The organism is Agrobacterium sp. Ap1 (assembly GCF_017313375.1).
Taxonomy (GTDB): Bacteria; Pseudomonadota; Alphaproteobacteria; order Rhizobiales; family Rhizobiaceae; genus Neorhizobium; species Neorhizobium cellulosilyticum.
Genome location: NZ_JAFLMY010000002.1, coordinates 16,942 through 26,541, shown reverse-complemented (window position 1 = coordinate 26,541; position 9,600 = coordinate 16,942). Strand labels below are relative to the sequence as shown.

The window sequence follows — 9,600 nt, the reverse complement described above, 5'->3', positions numbered from 1 at the left end:
ACATGAACAAGCTCATTGTCCTTGCCCTCGTTGCCTGCGCCGCCACTCCGGTTTGCGCCCAACAGGGCGCAACGCCTTTTGACATGGGTTCGGAGCGTCGCGACCGCGGCATTCAGGAGACGCCGCCGCCCGCACCGACGCCTGTGCCCGTCAATCCCGTGCCGATTGCTCCTGGCCAGCCGGCACCAACAAGCCAGGCTCCATCGCCTGCCATTACGCCGCCGATCGCAAGGCCTGCCACTCCGCCCGCACAACAGACGGCACCCGCGCAGTGGAGCGCCCAGCCGCCGTCACCCGCACAATCTGCGGCGCCTGCACAGACGGTGTCCGCAGCCGCTTCGGCCGATCAGGCACGCCGTTATATTCTTCCGTTCACGGACATGCGGCTGAATGGAGAAATCGAACAGCGATCGTGGTCCGTCTACCTGACGGCCGATCAGGCAGGACGCGCAGCAAAACTGCATCTTGCCTATCAGAACTCGATCTTTGTCGCGCCAGAAACATCGAAACTAACGATCACGATCAATGACGTGGTCGTTGCCGCAGAGACGATTGCCTCGGCCGAACAGCCCGCCGAACGGGCCTTCGAGATCCCGGCCGGATTGCTGAAGGCGGGTGGCAACATGGTCCGTTTCGGTACCAGCCAGCGCCATCGCACCGACTGCACGATCGAATCCACCTATGAATTATGGACCGATATCGATCCATCCAAGACTTACCTGTCCTTCGACGGCACCAACGACCGGCGCCTAGGCACTCTGGACGACCTGAGGGCGATCGGCGTGGACGGCAAGGGCAATACCCGCTTCCGCATCATTGCTCCGGCCCTCGATCAGCTCGGCGCCACCGACACACTGATGCGGCTGAGCCAGGCGCTTGCACTCATCGCCGGCATGCCCAACCAGTCGTTCACCTTCAGCAGGCAGGCGGATGGTGACATCCAGCCCGGCGAAGTTGCCGTCTTCATCGGCACGACCGATGAACTCAGGACAGTTCTTCCAGGACTTTCCGCTTCTAACAGCAACTCGGCGGCGGCAAGCTTCGTCGATTATCCGCGCAGCAAGGGCGTTTCCTCGCTCGTATTGTCCGGTCCAACCTGGTCTTCCATCGACGGACTTGTCGAAAGTTTCGTCGCGTCGCTCGACAACCGCTCGACGCAACGGCGCGAAACGCTTTCGACTGAAAGCTGGCGGGGCATGGATACGCCGCTGTTGTTCTCCGACAAGGTACTCGACTTCTCCGCCCTTGGGGTCAACAGCCAGGAATTTACCGGCCGCCTCTTCAGAACCAGCTTTACGATCGGCGTTCCCGCGGATTTCTACGCAAATGCCTATGGTGAGGCTCGTATCCTGCTGGATGCGGCGTACACGCCTGACGTTCTGCCGGGCAGCCATCTAGACATCTTCGTCAACGGAAACATCGCCTCCACCGTTCCGATCACATCTGCGGGCGGTGCGATCCTGCGGCATCTTCCGATCAAGCTGACGCTTCGACACTTCCGGCCCGGCGTCAACACGATCACTGTCGAAGCCGCACTGCGGACTGCTTCTGATGGATCCTGTGCCCCAGGCGCGAGCAGCGAGGAAAAACCGCGTTTCGCGATATTTGGTACTTCGCAATTCCACATGCCGGATTTTGCCCGGATCGCCCAGGTTCCCAATGTCGCCGCGACTGCAGGTATCGGCTTTCCGTATTTCCTCGGACAGGACCCGGTGTCCCTGTTCCTCGGCCGAATCGATGAACATACGCTTTCGGCCGCAGCAACCTTCGCCGGCAAGATATCCAACGCATCACATCGGGTTATACCGCTCAACGTGACAATCTCGGCAGCACGGATGGCCGAGCGCAACGCGATCTTTGTCGGCGGTATCTCCGAGATGCCGCTCAACGTCCTGTCCCAGCTGAAAATAGACCAGGACAGCCGCAACAGCTGGAGCCCCGATATCGCTCCGCAGACGGTTACGCCCTCCAGTATCAGCCTGCAGGACTGGCAGCAGCGCGCCGATGGCAACTTCTTCAGCCGCCAGTTCGAAGAGTTGAGCCAGTGGGCCAAGGACAATTACGATCTGTCGCTTTCCGCCTTGCGTTTTGCGCCGCCTACAGACCAGCTCTACAAACCACCGAAATCCGCCCATCTTCTGGTTGCGCAGGAAAGCGACCCGTCGGGTCAAGGGACCTGGACGGCGGTGCTTGCGCCGGACAGCGCCCAGCTAGACGAGGGCATGCGGGAAATTTCCAGCCGCGAGGCGTGGGAAAAGATGAGCGGGCGCATCGCAATCTACAGCGGCGAGACAGACGTGATGGGAAGCGTTCCAGTCAGCTGGTTCCGCTTCATGCCAACGCAGGATCTTAGCTTCAGCAATGCAAGACTGATCACCGCAAACTGGTTGTCGGACAACATCATGTCCTATGCCCTGCTTCTGGCAGCAGGCAGCGTACTGCTCGGACTTGCGACCGGCGGATTGCTCAGTCTGCTCGGCCGTCGCTAAACCCGTCAGCCGGGAAAGCGCTTGCTGAGATAAGCCGAGCCCTCAAGTCCGAAGCGCCATGGATTGTCGACCGCCCTCGAAATCCCGATCCGCGGGCCGGTCACAACGCGTGCCGGCTCGCTCGGAACCCTCAGATCGAACGGATGTGCGAACAGGGATTTTCCGTCATGATCAATGGTTATCCCAAGCGCCTGACAGAGCCGACCCGGGCCTGAACACAGCAGCAGAGGATCGTCCAGGCGACGGCGCACCTGCATTGCCGCAAGACCATAAAGCGGCTGGACGGCGCGAATGAGAACTGCACTACCGGGCCTGCAGACGAAATTCAGGCACCAATGAATACCGTAGGATCGATATACATAGGCATTGCCGGCCGGACCGAACATGCTTCCATTACGGTCGCTTCGGCCGCGAAAACTGTGCGAGGCGGGGTCATCGGGCAGATAGGCCTCCGTCTCCACAATAATACCGCCAGATCCCGCGACATCGAGTTCCACACCGATCAATTCCGCAGCAACGATCGTCGCTTCACGTTCGAAGAAATCCGGCTTCATCTGTCCTGCTACCCGACCAAGGGATGCGCACACGTGCCACACAGCTATAAGAGATCATCCGCCCTTCGAACAAGATTGGCGCAGAGCCGATGTTTACTTTCTGCTAACACCATATTTGTTTCTCGCTTTCCTATCGGGGAGAAAAGCACACTTATTAGTCTTATCTAAAAAACAATCGTTGGGGCGAAGCAAGGGATGGGAAGTTCCAAAATGCCGGCAGCATACGAGCCGATCGAGCCCGAAGAACTCGAACGGCTTCAGACCATTTTCGAGACGGCGCGCTATATCGCCTGCATGTCGCGTCATGATCCTGCAGCCGAACGGCTGGCAGCCATGACGATCCGGTTCTATCAGCTAGGCATTCGCGATGACGATGCGCTCATCCACACGATCGTCAAGACCAACAGGGCATTGCGGCCATCCAGGCGTGAACAGGTTGCGGATTTGGCCTGACACACAAAGCCGCTCAAGGCTAGGTCTCGATCAACAGAGAGATGATTGACTGACGTGTAGTCTCCACGATTAGAGCCTGTCGCGATCCTCGCACTTTAGATTCCTGTCTCATCGAATGTTTTTTGTCCGGCAGACTTTAGCATTCATCGATCTCCAGCACCTCCGAAACAACCTCGAAAATCTCGGTCTGCGGCGTCACAAGAACGATCGCGCGGATGTCGTGAGAAAACTCGAGGCCAGTATGTTGCCGGCGCAGAGCAGACATGCAGCTGCGCGCAATTGCGTCGCCGCGATCGGCACTTTCGATTGCAAAGCGATAAATCGGCAGCGCCTGTTGAGAAGAGTTCAGATCTGCGCCTGCATCACTGTAGAGCGTAACGACATATAGTATTGACATTTTCCCCTCCTCCCAAAGGGTATCGTCATTTTACTTATAGTTGCATATACTCAGATTATTCGCGCTGAGAAATGTCAAGTCACCACAAGGGTGGTGTTGTCAGGCTCTCCGAGCCGTGCCGTGAACCATCGCTCCACTCCACCAAGCGAAATGTCGTCGTCTTGTATCATTCTCGCGCGAGACATGGACAAGCGCGGTTGTTTACCGCAAGCGTTCATCCTATCTCCTCATTATGGAACAACGGCCGCCCGGAATATTGTAAGTCCGGGCGATGCAATCATGGAAAAAGCGCATGACCGAGCTGAAACTTCTGGCTCTCGATACGGATGATCTGGATGTGATATCCGCCCATATGCAGGATGCGGTTTTCAAAGTGGGCGATTTGCACTGGTCCGCATCGGAGAAGGCGTTTTCGCTTGCCGCGAACCGGTTCGACTGGGCTGCCGCCGAAGGCAAGCGCAAGGGTTTCGAGCGCCATCGCGCCGCCCTCGTCCTTAAGCGCGTCGAGGCCGTGCGCTCCAACGGCATCAACCGCGCCCGCAAGGAGGACGTGATGTCGCTTCTGGCAATCCGCTTTACCCAGAAAGGCGATGGTCCCGACGGCACGGTCGAACTGGTGCTTTCCGGCAATGCCGCGATCGAATTGGATGTCGAATGCATCGAAGTCGCACTTGCGGATATCGGCGGCGCGTGGGAAACCCCAACAAGGCCGCGCCATCCCTGACCAATGTGGGTGTGTCCGGCCCGATGATGGCAGGACATAAGAAGGACGACCCGCGTGGCACTCTGGCTTGAACAGACATCCGACGATTTCGAAGCGCAGTTCAAGGCGTTTCTGTCGACCAAACGCGAGGTCTCGGAAGACGTCAATGCCGTGGTCAAGGCCATCATCGACGACGTACGCGCCCGCGGTGATGCGGCACTTATCGATTATTCCGCCCGTTTCGACGGCGTTGATCTGGCGAAGGACGGTATCCGCATCTCGGAGGCTGAAGTTGATGCTGCGATCGCTCAAACGGATGCCGCCGTCATCGATGCGCTGAAGCTCGCAGCCGAGCGTATCGAAAAACACCACGCCCGCCAGATGCCGAAGGACGACATCTACGAGGATGCGATCGGCGTCGGTCTCGGGTCTCGCTGGACGGCGATCGAGGCGGTCGGTCTCTACGTGCCGGGCGGTACGGCAAGCTATCCGAGCTCGGTGCTGATGAATGCCGTGCCGGCCAAAGTTGCCGGCGTCCCGCGCCTCGTGATGGTCGTGCCCGCCGGCGGCGGCAAGATCAATCCCGCGGTTCTGGCTGCAGCCCGGATCGCCGGCGTTACCGAAATCTACCGCGTCGGCGGCGCTCAGGCAGTGGCCGCCCTTGCCTATGGCACCGATACAATCGCGCCGGTCGCAAAAATCGTCGGCCCCGGCAATGCCTATGTGGCTGCTGCCAAGCGCCAGGTTTTCGGCACGGTCGGCATCGACATGATCGCCGGCCCTTCGGAAGTTCTGGTGATCGCGGATAAGGATAACGATCCGGACTGGATCGCCGCCGATCTTCTCGCCCAAGCCGAGCACGATGCAGGCGCGCAGTCGATCCTGATGACCGACGACGCAGACTTCGGCAAAGCGGTGGAAACCGCCGTCGAACGGCAGCTGAAGACACTGTCGCGCACGGACATCGCCACCGCCAGCTGGCGCGATTTCGGCGCCGTCATCCTCGTCGAGAATTTCGAAAGCGCGCTGCCGCTTGCCAATCGCATCGCCGCCGAACATCTGGAGCTCGCGGTTGCCGATCCGGATGCGCTGATGCCCGGTATCGTCAATGCAGGCGCGATCTTCATCGGCCGCCATACGCCGGAAGTGATCGGCGATTATGTCGGCGGATCGAACCATGTTCTGCCGACGGCGCGTTCGGCGCGCTTCTCGTCCGGCCTCGGCGTGCTCGATTTCGTCAAGCGCTCATCAATCCTGCGTCTGGGCGCAGAACAGCTCAGGCAGCTTGCCCCGGCGGCGATCACGCTCGCCAAATCCGAAGGGCTGGACGGGCATGCCCGTTCCGTCTCCATTCGCCTCAACCCCGGAGATTGACGGATGGGCCAGGGGGAGTTTCGTCTTTGCGATGTCGTTCTGGACGACTCGATCGGGCGTTCCACCCCCGACGTGGAACATGAGCGCGCGGTCGCGATCTTCGATCTGGTCGAGGAAAACTCGTTCACCCCGCTCGGCCATGCAGGTGGGCCGTACAAGCTTCGGCTTTCACTGGTCAATGCGCGGCTGGTGCTGACGATCACGACGGAAACGGATCAGAATGTCGCCACCCATATCCTGTCGCTGACGCCGTTCCGCCGGATCATCAAGGACTATTTCATGGTCTGCGAGAGCTATTACGAGGCGATCAAGACCGCCACGCCATCCCGGATCGAAGCGATCGACATGGGCCGCCGCGGTATTCACAACGAAGGTTCGCAAACCCTGATGGACCGGCTGGACGGCAAGATCGGCGTCGATTTCGACACCGCACGGCGGCTGTTCACGCTCGTCTGTGTTCTCTACTGGCGTGGCTGAGATGACCGCCGACGCACCGAACCGGAAACAGGAAATCGGCATTCCGACGGCGATCCTGTTCATGTGCGGGCAGAATTCGATCCGCTCGCCGATGGCCGAAGCCATTGCGAAAAGCCTGCTGCAACCCGATATATATATACAGTCGGCCGGTGTACGTTCCGGCGAGCCTGATCCCTTTGTCGATGTCGTTCTGGAAGAAGTGGGGCTTTCGCTCAACCACAAGCGTCCGCACAGGCCGCGCACACTTGAGGAGATCGAAGACGACTTCTTCGATCTGATCGTCACGCTTGCGCCGGAAGCGCATCATACGGCGCTGGAACTGACCCGTTCGCATGCCGTGGATGTGGTCTACTGGCCGACCATGGACCCGACGGTGGTGACGGGGACGCGCGAGCAGCGGCTGGATGCCTATCGCCAGGTGCGGGACCATCTTTGGAAGCTGATCGACAAACGAATGAAACCCATCAGGCGCGCGCCGCCGGCAAGCGGCTGAACGGCGAAATTGTGCATGTAAAAGAATAGCTATTAGGCGTGGTTCACAAACCGGACGCGATTGTGTAGTTTCCGCGCAAATTTCGAGGCGGCGGACGAAGATTCCTGCCTGCCCGACCTTAGACAGAAAGAAAACCGATAAAATGGCTAAAGAAGAAGTCCTTGAATTTCCGGGCGTTGTCACGGAACTGTTGCCGAATGCGACGTTTCGGGTGAAGCTCGAAAACGAACATGAAATCATCGCCCACACGGCTGGCCGCATGCGCAAGAACCGTATCCGCGTTCTCGCCGGCGACAAGGTTCTGGTCGAAATGACCCCTTACGACCTGACCAAGGGCCGTATTACCTATCGCTTCAAGTAGTTTTTTTCGGCGGGGTAAGGCCTGAAATGGCGCTTGAGCAAAAGCTGATACTGGCATCGGGTTCGCCACGCCGTCTGGATCTTCTCAACCAGATCGGCATAGAGCCGGCCCGGCTCATGCCGATGGATATCGACGAGACGCCGAAGCGTGCCGAGCATCCCCGCTCGCTCGCTCGTCGGCTGTCGAGCGAAAAGGCCGAGGCCGCCTATCGCGCGATCAAGGACGACCCGACCTGGCGGCACAGCTATATCCTGTCGGCCGATACGGTCGTTGCCGTCGGCCGCCGCATCCTCGAAAAGACCGAATATACGGAAGAAGCGTTTTCCGCGCTGCATCTTCTGTCCGGCCGCGGCCACTGGGTCTATACCGGCATCTGCCTGGTCACGCCCGGCGGACAGTTCCGCCAGAAGGTGGTCGAGACGAAGGTGCGCTTCAAGCGGCTTTCGACCCGCGAGATCGACAATTACATCGCATCGGGCCAATGGCGCGGCAAGGCAGGCGCCTATGCCATTCAGGGCATTGCCGGCGCATTCGTGCAGAAGCTTTCCGGCTCCTACACTAACGTTGTCGGGCTCCCGCTCTACGATGTGACGACGCTGCTTTCCGGCGAAGGGTTCGATGTGGCACAGGGCTGGCCCGAAGCCTGATTTCAGGCTTTGCAGGCGCGACAGCCGTTCTGCCCGCGTTGCTCAAATGATTTGACGAAAAGGAGTTGCTCCCATGACATCCGAACCGATCAAGACGGGCGGCAAGGTCGAGCCGCTCAGGAAAGCCCGGCCCTGCCCGGAATGCGGCAAGCCCTCCTCGCGCGAAGACTATCCCTTCTGCTCCGAACGCTGCCGCACGCTCGACCTGTCGCGCTGGCTGAAAGGCTCCTACGCCATTCCAGTGGCCGACGACGAGCGCAAGGCGGATGATGATCTGGAGGGTCGCGAATAATCGCTCGTAGTTAAGGCCAGGAACGTCTGCTGCATTGTTTGCCCTCAACGTCTACCTATGCCATCCGCGCCCCTGCCCCCCCCGACAGCGGCGTCTGTTCTTCCTGAGCCTTTTCGCCTTCGATCGCCGACTGGCTTCAGCACCTGCCGCTATCGCGTGATCCGCCTTTCCAAAACCGGCAGAAGCTTGCCCTGCGGACGACGAAACGCATCGCCGCCATTCGGACGCGCTCACGACGCTTTGACGTCTTGTTTCCGTTCCCCAAAACCAGCGGCCACTTTCGGGAGACACACTCCCCGCAGACCATGCCATCCCGGCAGGATTTGGCAATTATCCACACCAGCAGCCGCCTCCGACCTCCACACGCCACCCTTTTCCAACTGATTCTGCAGGGAAATTCGGAATTTTCGCAAACCTGTCAAAAAAGTCGTTCGGGGTGCTGGACATGGCCGAACAAGATGTTATAACCCCGCTCGCTCCCGGGGGTTACATCCTCCGGACGGTCTCAAACGACCGGCAGGCTTAACATAAGCCTCGGATGCCCGGATAGCTCAGTTGGTAGAGCAGCGGATTGAAAATCCGCGTGTCGGTGGTTCAAATCCGCCTCCGGGCACCATTTCACCTCACTGATTTTGGCTTTTTTTTCCGTAAATTTCGTAGTCGTGACTTTCTCAACTTTGACAGATTTACTTGTCGAGTTTGATAACTTTCGTTTTGCGGATGTTCATTTCAGCCGCCAAGCTATTCATTGTGGCCTCAGCTTTTTTTGTTAGATCGGCTCTGCGGGAATAGTGCTTCGCCATAGTCTCAGTGGCGTGGCCCAGGATCAAAGCGATCGAACCATGATCGTATCCCATCTCCGCCAGGATCGTTCCGACCGTATGCCGTAGGCCCTTCAATGTTAGCCCGGGCTGGATCTTATTCTCTTTCTCGATTTCGCGTTAACCCGTGCCAGTTCGTCCGTTGCAGGTCCAGGAGCGCCCGCGGCTGTTTGCGCACAGAGTGATTGCATCATGTTTGACGGAGCTTTTCAGCGCATCGGATAAAGACTGGAGGAGAGGGAAATACACTGGCTGTCCAGCTTGTTACGGCGAGTATTAATCTCTGCGCAAGTGACAGCGCTACGCGGCAATGCGAGCGCATCCTGGGGATCAAGTCCGTACTCGTACTCCAAGCCCCAGCTTAAAATCAGCGGCAGAACCGAACGAACCTTGTTGGCAAAGCGAAACTTGTTAGCCTGCTCTGCCTTGTCAGGGATTTTTGTGCCGAACAACGAGTAAACCGATCAAGCTTCGCGTCCTCTATGGCTTAGGCCAATTGAAAACCATCTGATACTCGGCACCGGTACAAGGAACTCGCT

Annotated in this window: 13 protein-coding genes and 1 tRNA gene; 10 read left to right on the top strand and 4 right to left on the bottom strand. The window is 58.8% G+C overall.

Translation table 11 applies throughout. From position 1 onward, the window contains the following. Positions 1-2 precede the first annotated feature (2 nt). Positions 3-2,489: a cellulose biosynthesis cyclic di-GMP-binding regulatory protein BcsB gene (locus JZX87_RS03565; RefSeq protein WP_206823985.1), complete on the top strand. Its 2,487-nt coding sequence runs from the start codon at positions 3-5 to the stop codon at positions 2,487-2,489. A gap of 5 nt (positions 2,490-2,494) precedes the next feature. Here the strand turns inward: JZX87_RS03565 and JZX87_RS03560 are convergent, their stop codons facing one another. Next, positions 2,495-3,043, bottom strand: a complete 549-nt coding sequence (locus tag JZX87_RS03560; RefSeq protein WP_206823978.1) for a DNA-3-methyladenine glycosylase — start codon at positions 3,041-3,043, stop codon at positions 2,495-2,497. 210 nt (positions 3,044-3,253) lie between these two features. Here JZX87_RS03560 and JZX87_RS03555 point away from each other — a divergent pair, with 210 nt between their 5' ends. Continuing rightward, complete coding sequence (locus tag JZX87_RS03555) at positions 3,254-3,496, top strand: hypothetical protein (protein WP_148144420.1); 243 nt, start codon at positions 3,254-3,256, stop codon at positions 3,494-3,496. A 136-nt stretch (positions 3,497-3,632) separates the two neighbouring features. On the opposite strand, the gene JZX87_RS03550 is transcribed toward JZX87_RS03555, so the two are convergent. After that, entirely contained in the window at positions 3,633-3,893 is a 261-nt protein-coding gene (locus JZX87_RS03550) for a hypothetical protein (protein ID WP_206823976.1), read from the bottom strand. Between the two features lie 292 nt (positions 3,894-4,185). Here JZX87_RS03550 and JZX87_RS03545 point away from each other — a divergent pair, with 292 nt between their 5' ends. The 8 genes from JZX87_RS03545 to JZX87_RS03510 all read left to right on the top strand — a co-directional run bounded on the left by JZX87_RS03545 (position 4,186) and on the right by JZX87_RS03510 (position 8,856). Continuing rightward, positions 4,186-4,617, top strand: coding sequence for a DUF2948 family protein (locus JZX87_RS03545; RefSeq protein ID WP_206823974.1), 432 nt, complete (start codon positions 4,186-4,188; stop codon positions 4,615-4,617). 54 nt (positions 4,618-4,671) lie between these two features. After that, positions 4,672-5,970, top strand: a complete 1,299-nt coding sequence (hisD, locus tag JZX87_RS03540) for a histidinol dehydrogenase (RefSeq protein WP_206823972.1) — start codon at positions 4,672-4,674, stop codon at positions 5,968-5,970. A 3-nt stretch (positions 5,971-5,973) separates the two neighbouring features. Further along, positions 5,974-6,447 (top strand): UPF0262 family protein, encoded by a 474-nt coding sequence (locus tag JZX87_RS03535; protein WP_206823968.1) that lies wholly within the window; start codon positions 5,974-5,976, stop codon positions 6,445-6,447. A gap of 1 nt (position 6,448) precedes the next feature. Further along, complete coding sequence (locus JZX87_RS03530) at positions 6,449-6,940, top strand: arsenate-mycothiol transferase ArsC (RefSeq protein WP_246435966.1); 492 nt, start codon at positions 6,449-6,451, stop codon at positions 6,938-6,940. Between the two features lie 142 nt (positions 6,941-7,082). Next, positions 7,083-7,301 (top strand): translation initiation factor IF-1, encoded by a 219-nt coding sequence (gene infA / locus JZX87_RS03525; protein WP_004435948.1) that lies wholly within the window; start codon positions 7,083-7,085, stop codon positions 7,299-7,301. A gap of 26 nt (positions 7,302-7,327) precedes the next feature. After that, positions 7,328-7,948 carry a Maf-like protein gene (locus tag JZX87_RS03520; protein WP_183823352.1) on the top strand — a complete coding sequence of 207 codons (621 nt, stop codon included), beginning with the start codon at positions 7,328-7,330 and terminating at the stop codon, positions 7,946-7,948. 73 nt (positions 7,949-8,021) lie between these two features. Further along, positions 8,022-8,240 (top strand): DNA gyrase inhibitor YacG, encoded by a 219-nt coding sequence (yacG, locus tag JZX87_RS03515; protein WP_183823354.1) that lies wholly within the window; start codon positions 8,022-8,024, stop codon positions 8,238-8,240. Between the two features lie 540 nt (positions 8,241-8,780). Further along, a tRNA-Phe gene (locus JZX87_RS03510) sits at positions 8,781-8,856 on the top strand. Positions 8,857-8,926: 70 nt separating this feature from the next. On the opposite strand, the gene JZX87_RS31735 is transcribed toward JZX87_RS03510, so the two are convergent. Then, positions 8,927-9,139, bottom strand: a complete 213-nt coding sequence (locus JZX87_RS31735) for a tyrosine-type recombinase/integrase (protein ID WP_206823967.1) — start codon at positions 9,137-9,139, stop codon at positions 8,927-8,929. A gap of 131 nt (positions 9,140-9,270) precedes the next feature. After that, positions 9,271-9,513, bottom strand: a complete 243-nt coding sequence (locus tag JZX87_RS03500; protein ID WP_206823966.1) for a hypothetical protein — start codon at positions 9,511-9,513, stop codon at positions 9,271-9,273. Positions 9,514-9,600: the final 87 nt, after the last annotated feature.

Coding starts and splice junctions, on each gene's coding strand:
- yacG (WP_183823354.1), top strand. CDS start 8,022: ATGACATCCGAACCGATCAAGACGGGCGGCAAGGTCGAGCCGCTCAGG.
- JZX87_RS03565 (WP_206823985.1), top strand. CDS start 3: ATGAACAAGCTCATTGTCCTTGCCCTCGTTGCCTGCGCCGCCACTCCG.
- JZX87_RS03545 (WP_206823974.1), top strand. CDS start 4,186: ATGACCGAGCTGAAACTTCTGGCTCTCGATACGGATGATCTGGATGTG.
- infA (WP_004435948.1), top strand. CDS start 7,083: ATGGCTAAAGAAGAAGTCCTTGAATTTCCGGGCGTTGTCACGGAACTG.
- JZX87_RS03535 (WP_206823968.1), top strand. CDS start 5,974: ATGGGCCAGGGGGAGTTTCGTCTTTGCGATGTCGTTCTGGACGACTCG.
- JZX87_RS03555 (WP_148144420.1), top strand. CDS start 3,254: ATGCCGGCAGCATACGAGCCGATCGAGCCCGAAGAACTCGAACGGCTT.
- JZX87_RS03560 (WP_206823978.1), bottom strand. CDS start 3,043: ATGAAGCCGGATTTCTTCGAACGTGAAGCGACGATCGTTGCTGCGGAA.
- JZX87_RS03520 (WP_183823352.1), top strand. CDS start 7,328: ATGGCGCTTGAGCAAAAGCTGATACTGGCATCGGGTTCGCCACGCCGT.
- JZX87_RS03530 (WP_246435966.1), top strand. CDS start 6,449: ATGACCGCCGACGCACCGAACCGGAAACAGGAAATCGGCATTCCGACG.
- JZX87_RS03550 (WP_206823976.1), bottom strand. CDS start 3,893: ATGTCAATACTATATGTCGTTACGCTCTACAGTGATGCAGGCGCAGAT.